Below are 24,409 nucleotides of genomic sequence, written 5' to 3' on the forward strand. Positions count from 1 at the left end.
GATTTCATCATCATTCGGATTATTGTGAATATCAACCTTTACAAATATCTTTAATTAGCTCAAAAAAGATATTTGTAAAGGTTGGCTTACTAATCACTCTGAAGCAAGTAAAACTGGAATAAGAGATTTCAGATTTTCCGGGCGATAATCTGGGCAAGCTTTCAGTCGTTTTACAACACTACTATGAACTGAAATCCGCGATGAATGTATCGATCGCCATCCCTCTCCTCTTAACAGATAAACTCCCTCAACCGTATTATCAAAATACGTTGTTGGATCTGGTTTAATCTGAAAATCTTCGCTGTCATTTGCAGTTGAATAAAATTCCAAACCTAAATTTTCTGCCTTCTGGAGCATCCATTGCAGTGCATAATCTGATAATCCTCGATAATCTTTATTCCCTCCACCAACACAACTATGTTCGCCAGCAAACCACACTTCCTCTACTACTTGATTAGGATTTTTTTCATTTTTCTTTAGAGGAGTGGAAGGAAAAACTTGGCGTTTTTCATCAAGAGCTACGGCATGAAAACCATTTTCCACAATTGGGCTTAGGGTAGCATCATAAAATTGATAATTGATATTCCAGATTTTCTCAATGGCTGGCAAAGGTAGTACATCAGGAATGCCTAATGTTCCCACTGTTTCCCAGCAGCCTAACATTTTGATGGGGATGTTATTCTCTAAATCAGTTGCTCCCTGAGAAACTTTTTTAGAGTTTTCTTTACGGAATTCTTGAACTTCTGGAGAATCATGAGCGATTTCACTATGGCGATAAAGCTCATAAGCTTTTCTAATTTCTTGAATCTTGGAACGTCTTAATAAACCACATTTGTAAATCATCCCCGCTAAACAACGAACAATATAGGCACCGCGACTAAAACCAAATAGGTAAATTTCATCCTGAGAGTCTGGATCGTAGTTCATACATAGAAATCGGTAGGCATCTTGAATAAGCCGATCGATTCCCCATCTAAAAGCGCTATCACCAAGGCGATCGATCAACTCAGGTATATTAACATCCTCTCTACTAGATCCCGATGAATAGAATACTAATTGTGGCGTTTGATCGTCAGCTGTATATTTAACCAACCGAGCTAATTTTAGTACATTTGTAGGATCGGTACTCGTTAGTTCATGCCAAGTTCCATCACAACAAACTACTAAGCGTTTTTTCTTACCCACAACAACTGGCGACTGGGGAGTTTCTTCATTTTCATTAACTGCAATAGTTGGTTGTTCAGTTTCTCCTGTAGCGGGTGATTCTGTAGCAATAACTATTGGTTCAGTTTCTCCAGTAGCAATAATTATTTGTTCAGTTTCTCCTGTAGCGGATGATTCGATCGCTGTAATTATTTGTTCCACTTCTCCTGTAGGAGAAGATGATTCGATCGCTGTAATTATTTGCTCAATTCCTTCTGGAGAAGATGATTCGATCGCTGTAATTATTTGTTCCACTTCTCCTGTAGCGGATGTTTCAATTGTCGTTGTCATTTGTTCAATTCCTCCAATAGTAGAGGATGAAGCTATTGCAGAAATTATTTGTTCAATTCCTTCAGTAGTAGAGGATGAAGCTATTGCAGCAACTATTTGTTCAATTCCTCCCGCCATATCAATTCCTTCAGCAAGAGAAGATGAAGTTATCGCCGTAATTATTTGTTCAATTCCTTCTGGAGAAGATGAAGTTATCGCCGTAATTATTTGTTCAATTCCTTCTGGAGAAGATGTTTCTATTGTCGTAATTTGTTGTTCAATTCCTTCCGTTGTAGAAGATGTTTCTATTGTCGTAATTTGTTGTTCAATTCCTTCATCTGTAGAAGATGTTTCGATGGTAATTGTTTGTTCATCGCCAGTAGATGATGTTTCTATTGCCGTCATTGCTTGTTCAGTTTCTTCGATAAATGATGATTCGGTTGCATCTTCTTCAGTAACTTCAGTCAAATTTTCATCTTCGGTTACTGGTTGATTTTCTTGTTGGTTTTGGTTTTTTTTCTTTTTGATAGGCATTGCTTCTTCACTCCTTGTTGCTTGGTAAATTATGGCGTTATCATTGTAACTACTTTTAGCATTAACATCGCCATTTAATGGCAAGTAAGTAGACTATCCCGGCTCATTCATGATTGCGGTTTGAATTAAGGGGAAATCTTGAGAAAATTCCAGGTAATCATCTATATCATCCAACGTCAGCACTAATTGTTCGTTATCCATTTGATTTTTCCTTGTTGTTGTACTTTTGCTAGTTGTACTCCTGGATTTTTTGGTCTATCCAGAACTTAATTGTTGTTTTACTTCCCGATCTGATAACTCATTAACCTCCTCTAAAATACGATTTAGTTCATCATCTCCTACCTGTTCAACTTGTCGATCGATTACTTTTTGTGATAATTCTGCAATCGTGGGATTTTCAAACAAATAACGCAAAGTCAAATCTATAGAAAATGCTTCTCTTAATCGAGAAATCACTTGCGTAGCTAGTAAAGAATGTCCTCCTAACTCGAAAAAGTTATCGTAAATTCCCACCTTTTCTAATCGCAAAACTTCACTCCAAATTTGGGCTAATTCTTGTTCGTTAGAATTCCGAGGCTCAACAAAATTAACCTCTAAATTTATTTGGGAAATATCGGGAGCAGGTAAAGCACGACGATTAATTTTATTATTAGAACTTAGAGGCAATGCTGACAAAAATACGAAAGTTGCAGGAATCATGTAATTAGGCAACTTTGTCTTGAGGAAGTTTCGCAGGCTGCTAACAGTTGGCTCTTTATCTTTGGCAACGAGATAGGCTGCCAAATACTTGTTTCCCGGTTCATCTTCTCGCGCCATAACGACAACTTGTTTGATGTTATTGTGCTGATTTAAAACCGCCTCAATTTCTGCTAATTCTATGCGGCAACCCCGAATTTTTACCTGAGTATCAATTCGCCCTAAAAATTCTAAATTCCCATCAGGAAGACGGCGAACTAAATCTCCTGTTTTATAAAGTTTATCACCCTCAACAAAAGGATTAGCAATAAATTTTTCCCGGGTTAATTCTGGTTGATTCAAGTAACCTCTAGCCACACTCGCGCCACCTACATAAAGTTCTCCCGGAACACCAATGGGAACTCGGTGTAGATATTCATCTAGTAAATAAACTTTCCGATCGCCAATAGGTTTGCCAATGGGAATTGTATGGAGATTTTCAGAAAGTTGTTTAGGAACTGGATAACAACAGGTAAAAACTGTACATTCTGAAGGGCCGTAAGCATGAATAAGTTGGGTTTCCGGCAATAATTCTAAAGCACGACGAACATGAGATACACAAACAAATTCTCCTCCAAATAAGAGTTGTTTAATTCCTAACAATGCTTCTGGTATTGTATCAATAATGTAATTGAAAAGGACTGTAGTTAGAAACAGGGTATTAACATTTTGCTCTTGAATAATTTTACTTAAATCTTCGGGTGTGGGAATTTTTCCTGGGTAAAGTACACAACGCCCACCGTAAAGTAAGGGAGTCCAAAGTTCTAAGGTAAGTGCATCCCAAGAAATTGATGAGTGTTGCAGCCAAATTTGTTCTGCATTAAGTTGAATGTAATCCACCCCAAACATAAAACCCATGAAGCTACGATGGGGAACTTCCGCTCCTTTTGGGTTTCCCGTTGTGCCAGAGGTGTAAATAATATAAGCTAAGTTTTCTGGGTTAACTTCTGTGAGTAAATTAGCTTGTGTTTGTTGGGCAATTATTTCCCAATCGGAGTCAAGTTTAACTACAGTTTGATCGTTGATTGGTAGTTGCTCTTGTAAGTGGTTTTGAGTTAACAGGATGGTGATTTGGGCATCTTCCATCATGAATTGAAGTCTTTCTGAAGGAAAAGCTGGATCTAGGGGAATATAGGCTCCTCCTGCTTTGAGAATACCTAATATTCCTATTACCATTAAGAGCGATCGCTCTACACAAATCCCAACTTTTACTTCTGGTTTAACTCCTAATTTTTGTAAATAATGGGCTAATTGATTGGCGCGGTTGTTTAATTCTCTATAGGTTAACTGTTGTTCTTCATAAACTAAAGCTATAGCATCTGGACTTTTTTCTACTTGTTCTGCAAATAATTGATGAACACATTTATACTCATATTTAGTCGTCGCATAATTTTCTAACTTAATTAATTCTTCTTGTTCAGCTTTGGTTAACAAAGAGAATTGAGAAAGCTTTTGTTGAGGATTGGTGGCAATTTCTGTGAGTAATGTTTGGAAATGTCCAATCATGCGTGCGATCGCATCTGCGGCAAAACGGCTAGTATCGTAGATAATCCTGCCAGCTAATTCTGTTTCTGGATTAATGAAGATAGTTAGCGGATAATTTGCCCGTTCAAAACAACGAAGATTGCTAATTTCTAAAGCTTTTTTACTTTCTGATTTAGAAGTATCGATCGGATAATTTGCAAACACCAAAATACTCTCAAATAATGGCATTTTGCTTTGGATATTACTCAGGCTTTGAATGTCTGCTAAAGAGTAATAAGCATACTGTTGTTGTTCAATTTTTTTGGTTTGTAAATCCTCAAGCCAGGGTAATAGTTCGTCATTTCCAGAAAGTTTAACTCTCATGGGAAGAGTGTTAATAAATAGTCCCACCATTGATTCTACTCTATCAAGAGTAGTTGGGCGACCAGATACAGTTGCACCAAAAACTATATCATTTTCTCCACTGTAGCGACTCAGTAGTAAGGAATAAGCTCCTTGCACCAAAGTATTCAAAGTCAAATGATGCTGTCTGGCTAAAGATTGCAGTTTTTCGGTGATTTTTGGGGAGAATTTAAAATGCTGTTCTTCATAGTTTTGTTGTTCGGCTGCTTTGTTTGCGATCGATTTTCTATCTACTCCCAAAGGTGTAGGAAATTCAAACCCCTGTAAAGTTTTTTGCCAGAAATTTTTGGCTTGTGCAATATCTTGTTCTTGTAACCAAATAATATAATCTCGATAGGGGCGAGAAGGTGCCAGTTCTAAAGATTCGCCGCGATAATTAGCTTCATATAAGCCAAAAACTTCTTTAAGAATAATCTGCATTGACCAGCCATCAAATAGAATATGATGATGACTCCAAATAAATTGGTAAGTTTGTTCCTCTAACTGGATTAGAGTGAAGCGCATTAGGGGAACTTCACTTAAATCAAAGGTTTTTTGGCGATCGCTTTTGGGCAAACTCTCTAACCTTTCTTGTTGTTCAGCTTTGGTTAAATCACGCCAATCGTGACAAAAAAGATGGCAATCAACCCATTTATTTACCATTTGTAATGGTTTTTCGATTTCTTCCCAATGAAAGGAAGTTCTTAAAACTGGATGACGAGAGACAACTTGTTGCCAAGCTTGCTGAAAAATCGCTAAATCTAAGTCTCCTTTGAGAACACATAATAGCTGCCCAAAATAGATCTCTGATTCAGGAGAATAGAGACTATGAAACAGCATTCCCTGCTGCATTGGTGACAGTTCATATAAATCTTCAATATTATTCATGCTTTCACCTCTTATTATTTTATTACTGAGGTTATCTATATATTTAATACTTGGGCTAAATCAACTATCAGGAAATTTTCGATTTCCTGTTTAATTGCAGATATTTTTTATTTCCCACCTCTTTTTTTGTTGATTTTGCTCATAAATTTGTCTAGCTGTTGTTGATTGAGTTTGGCGGCAGTAAAGTCTGAAGCTGTATAGGTTGGAGACTGTTTTGACTGACAGTGAACAATCAAAGCTCTTAAGGTTTCCATGAATCCCAATGCCAAGGTTTCAATGGTGTCTCGTTTGTGAATTTTATTACTAAAAGCGAAATCCATTTCTAACTTTCCTGAGTGAATTAATCCACTGATGGCGATTAGATGAGTGCGATTTCCTTGCTTGCTCTGTTCTGATTTCCACTCTTTAGCGGTTCCCAAAATTTCAGATGCAGACAAGAGGCGATCGAATTGACCTAAATAATTGAAACTTACCTCGGCTTTAGGTAAACTCTGCAATTTATCTTGGACTATTGGATCGGAGTGTAAATATCGCAAGATACCATAACCAATACCATGTTTAGGAAGACAACGCAGCTGCTCTTTAACTAACTTTAAATTTTCTCCTAAATTATTTACATAATTCATTTTCAATTGCAGGGGAAATATGGTATTAAACCAGACCTACAACACGGGACAAATCTACATCTTCAAATAAATCTTCCCGTCCATGTCCCTCTAGATCGACTATTAAAGATTTTGCCCCTGTCCATTGGTGAAAACTACTTACTAATGCAGTTGACAAAATATCATTAATTTGTGTGTTGTAAGCAGCAGGTACATCTTGGATCAGGGCGCGGGTTTCATCTTCATTTAAAAATATAGTAATGGAATCAGTTGATGCTAAAGTATTACTGTCTTTTTCCAGGGGAAAGTCTACTGGTAAAGGAGTAATATTTCCGGTAAACTGAGATAACCAGTAATCAAGTTCTTGGGTTAATTTCTCTGATTGACTGTAGGTAATTAATTTATTAGCCCATTCTAGAAATGATGTGGTTTTTGGAGGTAATTGAATTGCTTCGCCACTCATTAGTTGTTGATAAGCTGTTGCTAAATCTTCGAGTAAAATTCGCCAAGAAATGCCATCTACTACTAAATGATGGATAACAATTAATAGTTGATTTGGTTGATTGCTTCCCAGTTTAAAAAAGGCTACTCGCACCAGAGTTCCTGATGAGATATTGAGGCTAGATTGAAGTTCTGACTCTTTGAATTGAATAGCTTTTTGTTGTTCGTCTAAGGGAATTTCTGATAAATCGATAATGGTGAACGGGACTGTTTCTTGGGGGAGGTTAATAATTTGTTGTGGGGGATTGGTTTCTCGGACAAAGTGCGATCGCAAAATATCATGATGCACCAATAATTGCTGCACCGCTTGCTTTAATAATTCCGGTTCTACTGCTGATGGAATCTCTAACAAAGCTGACTGATTAAAATAGTGAGCATCGGGTAAGTTTTGCTGGAAAAACCTATGTTGAATCGGTGTTAAGGGTACTAAACCTGTAACTAAATCTTGGTTAGCTTTTCTCTGCGAAATTGTGCTGACAACGGTGGCTAATTCAGCAATAGTTTGATGCTGAAACAGTTGTTTTGGAGTTAGCTTTAACCCCGCTTGATTCGCTCTAGATATCATCTGGATACTGATAATTGAATCGCCACCCAATTCAAAGAAGTTGTCATGAATGCTAACTTTTTCCACTCGCAAAACTTCAGCCCAAATTGCTGCTAATTTCTCTTCTGTGGAAGTTCGGGCAACGACAAATCCCGCCTCTATTCTGTCTGAAATATCTGGAGAAGGTAAAGCCCGATAATCTACTTTTCCATTAGGAGTTATCGGTAATTTATCTAATTGAATAAAGGCAGAAGGAACCATGTAAAGGGGTAACTTCTGTTTGAGAAAATGGCGAATTTCCTCAATTTTAACTGGTTTTTGCTTGCCAATAATGTAGGCGACAAGACGCTTATTACCTGGGAAGTCTTCCCGTGCAATAACGACAGCTTGATCTACCTGAGAATGTTGATTTAAAACTGTTTCAATTTCGCTAAGTTCAATCCGAAAACCGCGAATCTTTACCTGATTATCAATCCTACCTAAAAACTCAATGTTGCCATCTGGTAAGTAACGAACTAAGTCACCAGTTTTGTATAGTTTTGAATTAATAAATGTCCCCTTGTCTCCTTGTCCCCTTGTCTCCTTGTCTCCTTGTCCCCTTGTCCCCTTGTCCCCTTGTCCCCTTGTCCTCTTGTCCCCTTGTCCCCCCTTTTCCCTGTTGTTGAATGGGTGAGGAATAAATTTTTCTTCGGTTAATTCTCTTGCGTTTAAGTAACCTCTGGCTACACCTGCACCGCCAATAAAAAGTTCTCCTGGTACTCCAATGGGAACAGGTTGTAAGTAGCGATCGAACACATATACTTGAACATTACTAATGGGTTTTCCGATCGGGATTTCCTGACGATTAAGAGAGTTGTCTGATAATTTAAATAAAGTAGCAACTACAGTTGTTTCAGTTGGGCCATAACTATTAACTAACTGCGGATAGTTACCGATTAATTGATCCCAAGTTGCGACTTTTTCGGGTAATACTCTTTCTCCCCCAAGAATTACTAATCGCAATGATTCAGGTAATATAAAATTGCTGTTGGCTAATTCACTGACTAACAAATGCCAATAAGCTGTCGGTAAATCCCATACAGTGATTTGCCACTGTTTTGAAAGTTCGATAAATGCTGATACAGATTTCCACATTTCTTCGGTACGCAAAACCAATGTGCTACCAGCACTTAAGCAGGGATAAATTTCTTCAGCAGCAGCATCAAAACTAAGAGATGCAAATTGGAGAATGCGATCGCTGGCAGTAATCTGGTATTGTGCGATCGCAGCTTGGGTAAAATTAACCAAAGAATAATGTTCAATCAACACTCCTTTTGGCTTTCCTGTGGAACCAGATGTATAAATTACATAAGCCAAATTATTAGCTGATAAATTATTGATGGGATTTTCCCGACTCTGGCGCGAAATTATCTCTTTGTGGCTATCTAAACAAATTATTTGTAACTCTTCATTCCCAACATTTGCCCATTGCTGCATTGTCACTAAAATTGACACTTGAGCATCATTAATTATGTCTTGCAAGCGTTCTGTGGGATAGGCAGGATCTAAGGGAAGATATGCTCCTCCTGCTTTGAGAATTCCTAGCAAACCTACTATCATTTCTAACGAGCGATCGATACAAATTCCCACTAATTTATCAGGCTTTATTCCTAATGTTTTCAAATAGTGAGCGAGTTGGTTAGCTTGTTCGTTTAATTCTCGATAACTAAGCTTTTGCTCCCCAAATATTACAGCGATCGCTTCTGGGTTTTTCTCAACTTGTTCCTCAATTAATTGATGAATATTTTTAACTTTTGGAAAAGCTACTTCTGTATCGTTCCAGTTAACTAAAATTTGCTCTTGTTGTTCTTTCGTTAGTAAAGGTAATTGAGCAATTCTTTGATTGGGGTTAGCTACAATTTCTTCTACCAATGTTTGATACTGTTCCATCATTCTTTTGATGGTAGCTGCATCAAATAGGTCGCTGTTATACTCCCAAACTAGGGTGATTCCGTCTGTTTCTATTCCCTTGGTTTCTGCTTCAGAATTACGCCCGATTCGTTGTTCAGAACGGGGAATAACAACAATATCAAGATCGAATTTAGCCGATTTGTTAGTTACAGCTTCATGCTGTTTAATAGTCAACCCAGGTAAGTTTAAATTAGGTAACTGAGCATCATGAAAACTGAACATTACCTGAAATAAAGGGTTATAACTGAGATTTCTTTCGGGTTTAAGCGCCTCTACAACTTTATCAAAGGGTAAATCTTCATTAGCATAGCCTTCTAAAGTTACTTGACGCACTTGAGTCAAAAGTTCTCTAAAAGTGGGATTTCCCGAAACATTTGTGCGGAGAACAATGTTATTAACAATCATGCCAATCAAGTTTTCTGTTTCTCGCCAACGTCGATTAGCAACTCCCGATCCCACACATAAGTCTTCTTGTCCGCTGTAGCGATAGAGCATGATTACAAAAACCGTAAACATACTCATAAATAATGTTACGCTTTCTTGCCGATTTAAGTTTCTCAAGGCTTGGCAAAGATCCAGGGGAAGTTCCATTCTCAACATTCCGCCTTTGTATGTTTGCTCCGCTGGGCGTGGGCGATCTAATGGTAATTCTAGTAAAGGAGGAATGCCAGCTAATTTCTGTTTCCAATAGTTAAGTTGAGCTTGCGCTTGTTCTGTTAATACCCACTGTCTTTGCCAATAAGCAAAATCTGCAAACTGAAGTGAAGGCTCAGCTAATGGGGAGGGTTTACCTTCAGAAAACGCTTGATATAATGTTAATAATTCCCGCAAAAATAGGTTGAATGACCAACCATCATGAACTGTGTGATGTTCAATATGAATTAATACATATTCTTGGTTACTTAATTTTAACAAACTCCAACGAACTAAAGGTAATTTAGTAATATCAAAGGGTTGTTGAACTGCTGCATCTGTTAATCTTTCAACTTCTGCTTCCTGCTGGGATTTAGGAAGATTTTCTAGGTTGATTATGGTTAATTTTACAGGTTGTGGGGGGTGAATTACTTGGACTAACTTTCCTGCTACTGTGGGAAATGTGGTGCGGAAGATTTGATGACGGCGCAATATTTCACTAAGGCTTTGTTCAAGTATGGGGATGTTCAATTCTCCGCGAAATCGCAAACTTTCTTGGAATTGATAAGCACGGCTTGAGGGTGCTAATTGTTCAATGAAATACACCCGTTCTTGGGCAAAGGAAACAGGTAAGTAACCTTGTTTAGAAATGGGCTGAATTTTGGCTATCGGGGATGATTGTTTTAATTGTTCTTGGCTAATGACTTTACTTAAGTCGTTGATTGTGGGATTTTCAAATAGTTGTTGAAAGGATATTTCAACTTGAAAAATGTCTCGAATTCGTGATAAAATTTGTGTAGCGATTAACGAATGTCCACCAAGTTGGAAAAAGTTGTCATTGATGCCGATCGCTGACCATCCAAAAACTTTACTCCAAATTTGGGCGATCGCTTTTTCTTGCTCATTCCTGGGGGCAACAAATGTTTCTTGAATATGTGGAATAGGTAGTGCTTGGCGATCGACTTTGCCATTAGGATTAATAGGTAAAGCATCTAAAATTACATAGATGCTGGGCACCATATAACTAGGCAATTTGTTCTTTAGGAAACTTTCCAAACTTGCCGTACTAATTTCTGTGTTTCGATCGGGAACGATATAAGCTACTAACCTTTTGTTTCCAGGGCTATCTTCCCTAACAATAACTACACTTTGAGATACTTGGGAATGTTGATTAATGACAGATTCAATTTCGCCTAATTCAATCCGAAAACCATTAAATTTTACTTGCTCGTCGATTCTTCCAGCAAATTCTAAATTGCCATCTGGTAGATATCTTCCTAAATCACCTGTTTTATATAGTAGGGGCGGGTTTTGTCCAGAGATTGTCTGTGGGTGACAAAGGTTGTCTACTAAACCCGCCCTTACAAAAGGATTTTTAATAAATTTTTCAGCTGTTAATTCTCTTGCGTTCAAATAACCCCTTGCTAATCCAGCACCGCCAATGTATATTTCTCCTGTTGTTTCAGCAGGGACTATTTGAAGATTTTGATCTAAAATATAAACTTCTATATTGTCACTTATAGGTTTGCCGATCGGTATTTCTTTCCGCTCTAATTGAGTTGTTGTTAAACTGGATAAAGAGCAAATTGTAGCTTCAACAGTGGCTTCTGTTGGCCCATAAGTATTGATTAATTCCGGGAAATTTCCTATATACTTCAGCCAATTTTTTACTTGTTTTGGCAGTACTCTTTCTCCACCAATAATCACCAAACGTAATGATTCGGGTAATTTTATTTTGCTATCAACTAATTCATTAGCTAATAAATGCCAGAAAGCTGTGGGTAAATCCCATAAAGTTATTTGCCAATCTTGAGATTGCTGCACAAATAAAGCTACGGAATTGAGCATTTCTTCCGTTCGGAGCACTAAAGTTGCGCCGCAACTTAGACAGGGATATATTTCTTCGGCGGCAGTATCAAAATTGATTGAGGAGAACTGAAGAATGCGATCGCTAGCTGCGATTTTATATTGTGCGATCGCATTCTGAGTAAAGTTGACTAATGATTGATGTTCAATCATCACCCCTTTGGGCTTTCCGGTTGAACCCGATGTGTAGATCAAATATGCTAAATTATGAGGCTCTACCTGATTAACCAGATTAGCTTCATTTTGTTGGTTAATTTCTGCCCACTGACTATCTAGAAAAATCACCTTTCCTGAGTAATCAGACAACAAATGAGCCTGCTTTTTTTGGGTTACTAATACAGAGATTTGTGCATCTTGGATCGTGCAACTCAATCGTTCAATGGGATATGTGGGATCTAGAGGAACGTAGCAACCTCCAGCTTTAAGAATCCCCAGTAACCCTACAATCATTTCTCTTGAGCGATCGACACAAATCCCCACCAGTGTTTCCGCACCTACTCCCAATGCTTGCAAATAGTGAGCCAATTTATTAGCTTTTATATTTAATTCTTCATAAGTCAATCGCTCGTTTGTGGAGCTAACAGCTACTGATTGGGGTGTTTTCTTTGCTTGGGCTTCAAATAGCTGATGAATACATTGCTTCAACATACATTAAACCCGATGAATGTTGTAGATGCGATCGCCTAATTTCATTTGATATAGGATGGGGATGCAATATTCACTTTACTTATTTCGTCAAATTATCTGTTAATTTGAGATTTTTCCAAATCTAAAGTAACTAATATTATATAGATTGCTAATTTGACTAATTTAAGTAGAAACAGGCTACCAACCATTCGCCGGGACAGCGCCAAAGAAATATCTATTTCTTGTTCAGGAGTTTCCTTCCCTCATTTAAATGTCCCTTATTAGACTGGTAGCCTAGAAACAATTATGACTTCAACCGACACCAACAAAAAGTCATATATTCCCTTGATTGTTTGCCCATCCTTTCTTGAGTAAACCTACCAATGCTAGTAAATTACTCAACAATATCCACTATTCTTGGTTCTGTAGGATCTCTGAAAATTTCTGGGCTGATATGATTTATCAGTGTGGTTTTTAGCTCATCTTTAATTGGTAGATTGTTAATCTCTTGCACCAGAGAGTTTACAGTTTCATTTTTGCTACGTTCCTTGTAAACTAATTTGAGAACGGCTTCAATTCCATATCCTCCTAAAACGTCTCCTAAAACGCCTAATAGACCAAGTATTCCAATTCCGCCCAGGATACCAAATGGCCCTCCTAATGCTGACAGGGTGGCTGTAACAGCGGCATTACTACCTGCTGCTGATGCTGCCATAAGTATCAGAATTACGCCAGGAAGACCTAATCCTGCAAGTTTTTTCCCTATTTCGTCCAGTTCGATTTCCATTGTAATTACCTGCAATTTTTTCAATGTGAATTAAAGCCTGACTCATGTTGAAAATATGAGATTAATAGTATTTTATAACCTCTTAATCTTCAAATTAAAAAAAAATTTACATTTTTTTTAATTTAAGCAAGATCGTGGCTAATTTTTCCTTGTATGGCTGAAATAGCAACTGTTCTTGGAGAAGCCAAATAATTTTTGCCTGATGGATCGCCGCTACGTCCTTTAAAATTCCGATTGGTTGCATAAATCCCGGTTTCTTCTTTGGCTAAAACTCCTATTCCAGAATTAATACAAGCTCCACAACCTGATTTAAGAATCTGTGCTCCTGCTCGTTCAAAGATATCGAGATAACCTAATTCTTGGGCTTTTTGACGAATTTCCATGCTGGCAGGAACAATAAACAAATTTACTCCTTTTGCCACTTGACGATCGCGCAAAACTGCCGCTGCTTCGGCGAGGTCATGAAGTTTTCCTCCTGTACAAGAACCAATAAAGGCTTTAGTAATTGGCACCTCTCCTAATTCACTAATTTTTACTACTCGATCGGGTTTAGGCGGGCGTGCAATTTGGGGTTCGAGATTGCTCAGATCAAATTGGTAAATCTTTTCGTACTCTGCATCAGGATCGGCAACAATTTCTCTTAATCTGGGAGAAGTGCGTTCGCTCACATACTGACGAGTTACTTCATCAGCTGCAATTAAACCACACATTGCTCCACATTCGATCGCCATATTTGCCAATGTCATTCGTTCATCAAAGGGCAATTGTTCAATAATAGATCCGCGAAATTCCATCACTTTGCCAGTGGCACCAGCACAACCAATTTGCCCCAAAATAAACAAAATTATATCTTTGGCACTAATATGAGCAGGCAAAGTTCCCGACAACTCAAATACTAAAGTTTCAGGAACACGAATCCACATATCTCCCATTGCAAAAATATTCGCCATATCTGTCGTTCCTACCCCTGTAGAAAACGCTCCTAATGCGCCATAAGTGCAGCTATGCGAATCTGTCCCAGCGATTACCATTCCTGGTTGAATAAACCCTTTTTCTGGTAATAAAACATGACAAATTCCCGCTGCTTCTCCGGGGGAAACTACATCAAATAAGTGACATCCTTGAGCTTTAGCAAAGTCTATCATCTCTTGATACATTAGATGAGCTTTGTTATCTTCGGGGCGAATGTCAGTCACTTGAATGAAGTGATCGGCGACTAAAACTACTTTTTGGGAATCCCATAATTTCGCCTCTTTTCCATAATTTTGATAGAATACTTTTGCCACTGGCCCTGCTACGGCATCATGGGATAAAGCTAAGTCAACTTTGGCAAAAACTACTTCTCCAGGTGCAACAAATGAATTACCGGAAGCTTTAGCTAAGAGTTTTTCCACTAACGTCATCGGTCTGAGAGGAGTTAAGCTCAAAGGAATAGTAATTTCTCCTTGAAGACGCTTTTGATTAAAAGGGATTAATCCGCCAGCAGCGGCGATCGCATTTACCACTGGGTTTTCCCTTTGTTCCCCCAAAATTTCCAGATTTAGCCCGATGTTAATACTATTGCGATAAAAAATCTCCGCGAACGATCGCGCCCGAATTTTTTCAATTCCCGCCGCTTTCAAAGCAATGGGGGCAATTTCTCGACTCGATCCACAGCCAAAATTTTCTCCAGCTTCAATTACATTATATTTTAGTAATTCTCCTACACCGATAATATGTTCTAAAGCATATAACTTTAAATGATCTAAGTCATTATTTGTGGCTCTAGCCGCAGGCATAATATCATCAGTATTGATATCATCTCCCAGCCGTAAAACGTTGTTTTGATTGTTCATTTTTCTTCAAATTTCTTGCAACAAAAGGTTAACTAAAGTTTCCGTATTGACCAAAATTTCTTCTCCTTGGGGAAACAAATCTGCGGTTCGGTATCCTTTATTTAGAACTCGCTCTTGTGCTTCCCTAATTCGTTGAGCCGCCGCTGTTTCTCCCCACTGTTCTAACATTAAAATACAAGCTGCTAGAGTTCCCAAAGGATTAGCAATTCCTTTCCCCGCAATATCGGGGGCTGTGCCATGAATTGCTTCATAAAGACCAAATCCATTACTATTAATACTTGCCGATCCTAATAAACCGATCGAGCCAACTAAGGCACCGCCCAGATCGCTCAGAATATCTCCAAACAGATTTCCGGCTACAATCACATCAAATCTTTGGGGATTTAAAACCATTTGCATCGCTAAATTATCCACTAACATTGGTTCAAGAATTACGCTAGGAAAGTTAATCGCTTCTTCTTGTACCAGACGAGTCCAAGGTAAGTGTGGCAAGGCATTTTCCTTGTGGGCTATTGTCAGTAATCCTCGACGTTTTTCAGCTTGTTGTAAAGATGCGCGAGCAATTCTCCTAATTTCATCATCATAATAGCGCATTGTATGGAATCCGTAAATTCCTTTTTCATCTTCGGCTCTTCCCGATCGACCAAAATAGATCCCACTGACCAATTCTCGAATGATTAAAATATCTAATTCTTTAACTTTTTCTGGTTTAAGGCTAGATTTATGTAGTAAACTATTAAAGCTACGAATTGGTCGAAGATTACAAAAAAAATCGAAATGTTTTCGTAATTCTAGCAGTCCACCTTGGGTAACTGCACCAAAAACTATTCCATCAGCTCGATCGCACAGATCGAGCGTACTTTGAGGTAAATAACTTCCCGTTTGTGACCAAGCAACTGCACCCAACAAAGCATATTCAACTTCCAAGCTAAATCCTTCAAGTTTAGCTACTTGTTGCAGAATTGTTAAGGAAGCCTCCACCACTTCTGGGCCAATTCCTTCGCCACCAATAGCAACAATTCGATAGGACGAATTACCAGATGCCTTAGTTGTGGAAGTATTAGTTAAAGGCTGCATTTTTCTATAAACCTATTGAAATGGCTCGCTTTTCTTGCTAAGAGAGATATTTGCATAATATATCCGAGCGCCCCTCTTATGTTTACCTTATTTACACTTTCTCAGATCTTTGGAGTCAAAACTAGCAGCTGATGAAGTTTGATATATTGGAATTTCTTATTTAAGGTAGTAAGCCGACAGAGACGTTATATCTTTTGTAAAGACGTTATATCTTTTGTAGAGACGTTATATATAACGTCTCTACAACATTATGTTTAATCAGCTGGACATAATATCAGGCAAAAAAATTAACTGCTTAAAGTCTTGCTTTCAGAAGTAAAAAAATGTGTGATTGCATACTAAGTATCTGAAAGACTCATTCTTATAAAATGGTTTGTCAGCATCGAGATCATCTTTAGACATCTCCAAAAAACCTTGTAGAGACGTTTCATGAAACGTCTCTACAAGGGTTATAAGCGACGCACCTTTAATTTCTGGAGATGTCTTTTTGCTTTGAAATGATTCAGTTTAGTGGGTGAGTGACTTATGAGGAGTATTTTATTAGTATATTTCGCAACTTGAAAACTAGTATATCTATGCAGGAGAATTGATAAATGAACCACCAATATAAAAAGCTTAAATAGGCTCGCCAATATTTTCATAAGACTTCCTAATAAATTTAAGGTTTTTCAGGGAACAGGGAACAGTTTTTTCTTTTTCCTGTTCCCTGTTCCCCTACGCTAAGTAGAACTAAATTTTTATCAAAGTCGATCGCTAAACAACCAAAACATTAGTGCCAACAACCAGATTGGTAGCAGTTACACTGTTGAGAGTCACCAGCGTACTAAAGGTTGACGCTGTGCCAGTACCATCAAGATCGACTTGGACTAAGGTACTGCTTCCCGACTGATTAAATCTCAAGAAGCCATTAGCAACGGGATTTGCTCCCAAGTTTAACCCTTTCAAGTCCAGTTTATCTTGGCTGATGTTGAAGTCACTGATGACATCATTGCGATCGCCAAAAGAAGTGTAGACGAACACATCGTTGCCTGTACCACCTGAGAGGTTGTCATTGCCTGCACCGCCAATCAGAGTATCATTACCTGCACCACCAGAGAGGATGTTGTTACCTGCATTACCCGTAATCACGTTATCCAGTCCGTTACCGTTACCTTCGAGAGCCGCATTACCTGTCAGGGTTAGGTTTTCCACATTGCTACTGAGGGCATAAGTCACCGAGGAGATCACCGTGTCAATCCCCTCATTCAGGGCTTCCACTACCGTATCACTGTCAGCGACATTGACAAAGTAGGTGTCATTGCCAGTACCACCCACCATGCGATCGCCACCTGCACCACCATCGAGGATGTCGTTGCCAGCACCACCGTTGAGAGTATCATTCCCCGCAGCACCGTTGAGGGTGTCGTTGCCATCACCACCGTTGAGGATGTTGTTGGCGGAGTTACCCGTAATCACGTTATCGCCAGAATTACCCGTACCGTTGATGACAGCATTTCCAGTCAGGGTCAGGTTCTCCACGTTATTGAAATTGGCAATGCTAAAGGTGACAGAGGATTGTACCAAATCAGTTCCTTCACCAGCATTCTCAACGATCGCATCCCCTGCATCAACAACGTAGACATCATCACCCGTTCCACCAATCAGTGTGTCTGCTCCAGCACCACCATTTAGGGTATCGTTGCCCAAACCACCATCGAGGACATTGGCAGCAGAGTTACCCGTAATCACGTTATTGGAGCTATTTCCTGTACCGTTAATGGCGGCAGTTCCGGTCAAAGTCAGGTTTTCGACGTTCGGAAGAGAAGCAAGACTGTAGGTGATAGAGGATTGCACCAAGTCAGTTCCCTCACCAGCGTTCTCGACGATCGTATCCAAAGCGTCAACCACGTAGGTATCATCTCCTGGGCCACCAATCAGGGTATCTGCACCTGCGGCACCATTGAGGGTATCGTTACCTGCGAGTCCTTGGATGATGTCATTGCGGCTGGTGCCCACTAGGTTGTCATTACCAGTTGTACCCAGGATGTTGTTGCTGCCAGCAGTCACGGTGAGCGCTACAGTAGCAGTCGAGGTTAGACCAGCCAAATCCCGTATAGTGTAGTTGAAACTGGTGTTACCAGTAAAGCCAATGGTTGGTGTGTAAGTGAAGGTGTTGTCTTGATTCTTCACCAGCGAACCGCTAGAAGGATTGGTGAAGGACACGATCGACAGGACATCACCTGCATCTGGATCGCTGTCATTTGCCAGAACTGGAATGACAACGGCTTGTGTATCCGTCGTGTTAACAGTGTCATTAACAGCAGTGGGAGCTTCGTTAACGTTGGTGAGAGCGAGGGTATAGTTAGTGCTGGCATCAGGAGTGCCACCAACTGAAGCATCATCCACATTCACTGCTACTGCATAGCTGGGTTTAGCTTCAAAGTTGAGGACAGTTCCAGCTTTAACGAACAGAGCATTGCTATCAATTTCAAAGGCACTGGCATCGGCACCGCTAAGGCTGAGAACGTTGGTGCCTAACGCATCATCAGTGATGCTGATATCGGCTACCTTAATCCGAGTTGCGGTGCTGGTGTTTTCTGCTAGAGTGGCGATCGTATTCGCTAGGCTAACAGCAGTGGGAGCTTCGTTCACATCGGTGAGAGCCAGGGTATAGTTAGTGCTGGCATCAGGTGTGCCACCAACCGCAGCATCATCCACATTCACGGTGACTGCATAGCTGGGTTTAACTTCAAAGTTGAGGGCAGTTCCAGCCTTCAAGTACAAAATCGACCCATCAATTTCAAAGAAGCTGGCATCTGTGCCACTCAAGCCAAGGACGTTGGTACCTAAACCGTCATCGGTGACGCTGATATCAGCTACCTTCAGCCGAGTTGCGCTGCTGGTGTTTTCTACCACAGAGGTGAGAGTGTTCGCCAGACTTACAGCCGTAGGTGCTTGATTGACATTGGCAATCCGTCCTGGAGAGCCGATTTCGTTGGGTGTGCTTGCCGCAACGAAGGCACCGTTGACTCCGACAGTACTTAAGGTTGAAACTGCGGCATTTTGCAAACCAGCCGCGTTATCAAAGGTGCGGAAAGGTGCGGTTGCTGTGGATACACCGAAGTTGACTCCTGTAATCTTTGTACCCGTCGCGTTAAAGAGATTCACTTGATCGCCTGAAGTACTCAAGCCTATACCCGATCCGGTGTAGGTACCGATTTGCAAGTTTGCAGGGGCATTGCTACCAAACCACAGAGACTTGAAGTTTGGAATGACTGTAGCTGGTGAACTACTTTCAATGAAGATGACTGACTCGCCAGGAGCAATGCTGGTAATACCATTTAAGGCGACCGATGCCGTGAAGGAATTCGAGTCGTCATCTATCCTCCAGCCAGTGATGTTTACAGCACTGGAACTGGTATTCGTCAACTCGAACCAATCAGCACCAACGAGACTATTGCCGCTAGACCAAGGTGCTACCTCTGAGATTATTAGCGGTGAGGGAGCTTCCGTAATGTCGGTGACAGCGAGGGTGAAGTTGGTGGTTGCATCCGGGTTGCCACCAACGGCTGGGTCGTTAACATTGACGGTAACGTTATAGTTGGTCTTGCTTTCAAAATCGAGTGTGGTTCCCGCTTTGAGGAACAACTCAGTGCCAGAAACCTCAAAGAAATTGGCATCTGTTCCGGTTAAGGACAGAGTGTTGGTTCCCAAAGCGTCATCACTGACGATAATGTTGCCGACTTTGACCCGAGTTGTTGTACTGGTGTTTTCAGCCAAACTCGTTACGGGGTTGGCAATGCTGACAGCGACGGGGGCTTGATTTGTGTAGGTATATGAGGCTGGTGCGTAGACCCAAAGCTGTGGGTGATTGATATCGCCACCGCCTTCTTCGCTGGTAATGTATAGTAAGCCATTACGATCGACCGTCACACCTTCAAAACCCTGATTCACAACTGTCAGGGGATTGCCTGGATCGGAAGCGATCGTCAAAGAACTGAAGATATTTCCAGAGCGATCGATATTGACAATTTTGCCCGATTCCTGACTCAACAGCAGCAAACGACTGTAATCTGGCGTTCCAGTTAAAGAAGGCAGATTTGATAAAGCGAAAACGTCAGAGAAATCTAATAAGTTAGCTAAAGCTGGATTGAACAGGTCGATCGAGTTCACTGTAGTAGGCGAACCGTTAGTCGCAGTACCCGCTGCAAAATCAATTCCGGTTTGGAAGATGCCTTGTGGTGTAATCTCCTTGACGGCGATGTAACCACTGGTTTGTGGATCGTAGGAAATGCCTTCAATCCCAATGTTGCCGACTGTGGTACCGAGTTTGACAGTTTGGACGTTGCTTCTGGTAAGTGTCGTGTTTGGGGCGTAGGTGAACAAGTTGGCTTGACGATCGCGCTCCTCAATCAAAACAAACTTACCATTGCCAATATAGGTTAGTCCTTCCGTATCATAGAATTCTGTGCCTTGGGGACTAGTGCCAAGAGCCAAGGTCATCGAATCGATCAGTTGCCCAGTCTTATTGACTTGGACGATCGATCGACCACCATCACCCACAACAAACAAGGTATCAGTATCCCAGTTGTAGGTGAGAGCAGAAACTTCCTGTGCCAGCAGACTGTTAGTAGGAGCAGCCGTTCTGGTTGGTTCGGGCAGGTTGTACCGACCAATCCGAACATAATTGGACAAATCCACGCTCTCAACTTTTTGATCCTGAAGAGTTAAGGTGTAGTTTACTGAAGCATCAGGAGTGTTGCCTACGCTGGCATCATCCACATTCACCGTCACCCCATAACTAGGCTTGGTTTCAAAGTCCAGGGTTGTACCCGCCTTCAAGTACAAGGCATTTCCATCCAGTTCAAAGAAGCTGGCATCGGTACCGCTGAGGTTGAGGGCGTTAGTACCAACACCGTCATCAGTGATACTGATATCCGCAACCTTGATCCGAGTAGCCGTGCTGGTGTTTTCTAGCAGGGTGGTAACTGTATTAGTTAAATTAACCGCTGTGGGTGCCAGGTTAGGAACTCCCAGGTTGAACCGTGCCAATACTGGATCGTGGTCACTCACTTGGTCGGCAAACTCGGAGTTGATGTGAACCACATCATAGCCATCCAATTTACTGAGCAGATTGCCGCTTGCCAGAATGTGATCGAGTACCTGGGCGTTGCCTTCAAAGTTGTAAGTGTAGCGTTCATTCGCTGGCAAAGTTTCCACCAGCGTATTGAGTCCAGCACTTTCGAGGATGGTGAGGGGGTTAGAGAACTCAAAGTCGTTCAGGTCGCCTGCAACAACAATGTTGGCGTTGGGATCGATCGCCAGGATACTTTGCACAAAGTTCTTAACAATCGTCGCTTGCTGGTTGCGCTGCACTTCACTGGAGAGCGTTGGAGGCTGATTGGGGCCAAACAAAGGTTGATCGCCACCTTTGGAGTTGAAGTGATTGCCAATGACATAAACGGTTTGCCCGTTAAAGACAAACTCACCAACCAGAGGTTTACGGCTGGCATTGAAGGCAGAGTTAGTTGGGTCAATTAAGCCGGGACTCGCAGACAGCGTTGGATTGCCACTATTGTTTGTAACGGCGGTGCTGGAAGTAGAAGTACCACCGGGACGATCGACAAAACTAACCCGATTCGGATTGAACAGGAAACCAACCCGGATGTTGCCACCCGGTTCACCGCCGTTGGTGTCGTCTACGGGGTCGATTTGACGGAATTGATAAGTTGGGCCACCTGCGGCTGCGATCGCATTTATCAAAGTTTGATACGTCACGCTGGCATCAACAACACTGTCATTGGTAGCACCATTGTTATCCTGAACTTCTTCCAGGTTAATAATGTCGGGGGATTTCAAGTTATTGACAATAGCATTTGCCAAACCAGTAAATTTCGCTGCACCATCATTAGGGTCAAGGTTTTCGACGTTAAATGTAGCAACCGTGAGTTGATTTGCAGTACCCGTCAGATTGGTAACTTCTTTTTGTAGAGGAGAAGCTTGTACTACAGTAGGCGCAGTCGATACCAGAACTTCGTAGTTGCTGAAGTCGTAGTTAACAACCCCTGTAATTGTACTGAGTTGAGTACCTACATTTACAGTTGGCAGAGTAGTAGAACCGTTGATCAAATCATCGATCTGAATCCGCTCTGGGTTAAAGTCGCTGGAGGTAATCAGGCTACCACCACGAGCAGTACGGTTGGTAGCATTGGCACCATTGTCTGCTAATACCCAGATTTCCTCTGAAGTACTAAAGACATTGAGTGGAGAGGTGGTGACTGGGTTGTTAATTTGAACTAACATCCCTTCCAAGCTTTCGTAGAAGTCGATGCCTTCATTAACCGGATCGAAATCTCCTCCGGTTTCCACATTGCCACTGCTGGTGAAGTCGTTGTTAATTGACTGGGTGGGAATCGTCCTTCCACCATTGCCCAAAATGGTTGTAGCAGGTAGAGCATTGCCGCTTGACAATACAGTGACAGCGGGACTGGTAATCTCTGTGATCGTGAGGTTGTTAGCATTGCCTCCCGGACGGAACTCTGTTACGGTACCGTTAACCCGCACTGAGTCTCCTACGGCAACGGTAGGAGCAGAACTGGTGAAGACAAACAGACCTTCAGAGGTTCTGTCGTCGTTGTCGGGGTTGGGGTCTTGGAAGTAAAAACCATTGGTGGCAACTGCGGTAACGATACCTGCTACATTGCTGACGGTTTGACCATTCAAAGGTGAGATATGACCAGTTCCTTGAATATCACGGATGCGGGTTGCGGGAGGAGTGTCATTATCTGCGATCGTCACCGTTGCGGTAGTGGTGGCTCCCAGCGTGTAGGCTTCATTGCTCGCAAGCGTCAGGGTAACGGTTTCACTTCCTTCAACTGCGGTATCATCAACTGGTGTAATGCTGATATCGACAAAGGATTGTCCAGCTGCGATCGTCGCTGTACCTGTGAGGTTTGGTGTGTAATCTGTACCGTTGGTCGCTGTTCCAGCTATGCTGTAATTTACGGTTAGAGCGTTGCTAGTGTCGCCTCCTGTGCGAGTGATGCGGAAAGTGCCAGGGTTTGATGGTTCTGTCGTTAATGTTTCAGCAGCATTGGCATCGGTAGCGGCGATCGTCACCGTAGGTGTTGTCGGAGGAGGTGCAAAATTAGCGGTAATCGAGAAGTCATCGATCGCCACACCATGATCGTTATTCGCATCGTTGATATCCTGCCAGCGCAGCCAGATCTCCTGACCAGGTGCAAGGGTTAAACTACTTAAGGTACTGGACAATGCAGTACGATTGCTAGATAGGTTGCCATCCAAAGCAATTGCTGCCGTTGTACCAAACACAGGAGTGGTGAAATCGAGGGGATTGAAGTCAACCCAGGTACCTCCTGTTAAGCTAGTTGCTCCGATCTGGTACTGGAAGTCGAGGGTTTGGGCCACACTTGGAGTAGTAGTAGTACTGCCTCCATTGCGCCACTGTTCTCCCACAAAGCTAATGTTGAGTCCCGTAACGGTATTGCTGGTATTGTTGACCAGACGTATCCCGTAGTAGATCGTATTCGTTGTGCCTGATGCTACAGAACCCAGGGCGCGATCGGCAGTAATGCCGAAGCTGTAAAGCGCTCCTGTATTTAAAGAGCCAGTGCTTGCATTATAGGTTGTTCGACTGGAATACCAGCCTGATAGGGTGGAATCATCTGTCCATGAAAAGTTTGTCCCTGATGCGGAGAGTGAGTCAAAATTCTGTGAATAGGGATCGCTAAGATTAATTGCTGGCATTATCGTCTTTCCTTAGAACGGTAGTTGTTTGCAGGAGAATAAGATGCAGCATCAGTAAACAGGCTGCAACGAAGAATGAATCAAGTTGAGCAGCAAAAATACACATGAAAAAACCGCATAGTTAGGAAAAAACTCTATGCAATCAAGGATATTGCCGTAATGTTACGGAATATTAAGTGTAATTTCGGATTCCAAGCATCCAGATTCTCACTGTTATATTAAGTGTCGGTTAAGGAATTACACTGAATACAAAAAATTTACTGAAATTTCACATAAATAAAGCAATAGTAAAAAAGCTTATTCTGTAGCCGTAATCTCAATATGGAAAGTTGAAGAAGCTTGGTTTATTTTGACAAATTTGGCTGATTTAGAAGTGGCTTTCTCCACCTATAAAAAACGTTTTGGTATTGAAGAAATGTTCCCTTGATTATAAGAGTGGTGGCTATAATCCTGAATCCACAGGTGTCACGAGTAATCGCTTAATTGCCGTGATTATCTTAATTAATGAAAGCTTACACCAGTTCCATTACGTCTGAAGAAAAAATTACCAATAAAGGCGTAGCTAAATATGTAGGTCGAGTGAGATAACCAGGCAGAAAATACCGCCGCCATAGCAGCTTTTATATTGGTATCCACGCTTATGATTGGACTGAATCTCTGCAATTTTTTGCCGAACAAACTGCTCAATTAATGTCATTAAGTCCACATAAATTGCCATATTATCAACGATGTCAAAGAGCCG

Annotated in this window: 9 protein-coding genes; all 9 read right to left on the reverse strand. The window is 41.1% G+C overall.

The window, feature by feature from the left end; translation table 11 throughout:
- Positions 1-93: 93 nt before the first annotated feature.
- Positions 94-2,007: a phospholipase effector Tle1 domain-containing protein gene (locus tag ACE1CI_RS31645; RefSeq protein ID WP_496615966.1), complete on the reverse strand. Its 1,914-nt coding sequence runs from the start codon at positions 2,005-2,007 to the stop codon at positions 94-96.
- 255 nt (positions 2,008-2,262) lie between these two features.
- Complete coding sequence (locus ACE1CI_RS31650; protein WP_413262063.1) at positions 2,263-5,496, reverse strand: non-ribosomal peptide synthetase; 3,234 nt, start codon at positions 5,494-5,496, stop codon at positions 2,263-2,265.
- Between the two features lie 107 nt (positions 5,497-5,603).
- Positions 5,604-6,122, reverse strand: coding sequence for a condensation domain-containing protein (locus ACE1CI_RS31655; protein ID WP_496615967.1), 519 nt, complete (start codon positions 6,120-6,122; stop codon positions 5,604-5,606).
- A gap of 25 nt (positions 6,123-6,147) precedes the next feature.
- Positions 6,148-12,243 carry an amino acid adenylation domain-containing protein gene (locus tag ACE1CI_RS31660; RefSeq protein ID WP_496615968.1) on the reverse strand — a complete coding sequence of 2,032 codons (6,096 nt, stop codon included), beginning with the start codon at positions 12,241-12,243 and terminating at the stop codon, positions 6,148-6,150.
- Positions 12,244-12,616: 373 nt separating this feature from the next.
- The gene (locus ACE1CI_RS31665) at positions 12,617-13,009 is read right to left on the reverse strand and encodes a hypothetical protein (RefSeq protein WP_413262061.1); all 393 of its coding nucleotides are present in this window, start codon (positions 13,007-13,009) and stop codon (positions 12,617-12,619) included.
- 122 nt (positions 13,010-13,131) lie between these two features.
- On the reverse strand, positions 13,132-14,844 hold the full coding sequence (locus tag ACE1CI_RS31670; RefSeq protein WP_459563994.1) for an aconitase/3-isopropylmalate dehydratase large subunit family protein: 1,713 nt from the start codon (positions 14,842-14,844) through the stop codon (positions 13,132-13,134).
- Positions 14,845-14,850: 6 nt separating this feature from the next.
- Entirely contained in the window at positions 14,851-15,921 is a 1,071-nt protein-coding gene (locus ACE1CI_RS31675) for an isocitrate/isopropylmalate dehydrogenase family protein (RefSeq protein ID WP_413262060.1), read from the reverse strand.
- A gap of 753 nt (positions 15,922-16,674) precedes the next feature.
- Positions 16,675-23,667, reverse strand: coding sequence for a DUF8508 domain-containing protein (locus ACE1CI_RS31680; RefSeq protein ID WP_496615969.1), 6,993 nt, complete (start codon positions 23,665-23,667; stop codon positions 16,675-16,677).
- A 562-nt stretch (positions 23,668-24,229) separates the two neighbouring features.
- Positions 24,230-24,409 (reverse strand): hypothetical protein (locus ACE1CI_RS31685; RefSeq protein WP_496615970.1); only part of this gene is annotated, 180 nt, incomplete at its 5' end.

The organism is Floridaenema flaviceps BLCC-F50, assembly GCF_041929275.2.
In the GTDB taxonomy this organism is placed as follows: domain Bacteria; phylum Cyanobacteriota; class Cyanobacteriia; order Cyanobacteriales; family Aerosakkonemataceae; genus Floridanema; species Floridanema flaviceps.

Bases quoted from the DNA above. Each gene is read 5' to 3' on its own strand.
- ACE1CI_RS31665 (WP_413262061.1), bottom strand. From the start codon at position 13,009: ATGGAAATCGAACTGGACGAAATAGGGAAAAAACTTGCAGGATTAGGT.
- ACE1CI_RS31680 (WP_496615969.1), bottom strand. From the start codon at position 23,667: ATGCCAGCAATTAATCTTAGCGATCCCTATTCACAGAATTTTGACTCA.
- ACE1CI_RS31645 (WP_496615966.1), bottom strand. From the start codon at position 2,007: ATGCCTATCAAAAAGAAAAAAAACCAAAACCAACAAGAAAATCAACCA.
- ACE1CI_RS31675 (WP_413262060.1), bottom strand. From the start codon at position 15,921: ATGCAGCCTTTAACTAATACTTCCACAACTAAGGCATCTGGTAATTCG.
- ACE1CI_RS31660 (WP_496615968.1), bottom strand. From the start codon at position 12,243: ATGTTGAAGCAATGTATTCATCAGCTATTTGAAGCCCAAGCAAAGAAA.
- ACE1CI_RS31650 (WP_413262063.1), bottom strand. From the start codon at position 5,496: ATGAATAATATTGAAGATTTATATGAACTGTCACCAATGCAGCAGGGA.
- ACE1CI_RS31670 (WP_459563994.1), bottom strand. From the start codon at position 14,844: ATGAACAATCAAAACAACGTTTTACGGCTGGGAGATGATATCAATACT.
- ACE1CI_RS31655 (WP_496615967.1), bottom strand. From the start codon at position 6,122: ATGAATTATGTAAATAATTTAGGAGAAAATTTAAAGTTAGTTAAAGAG.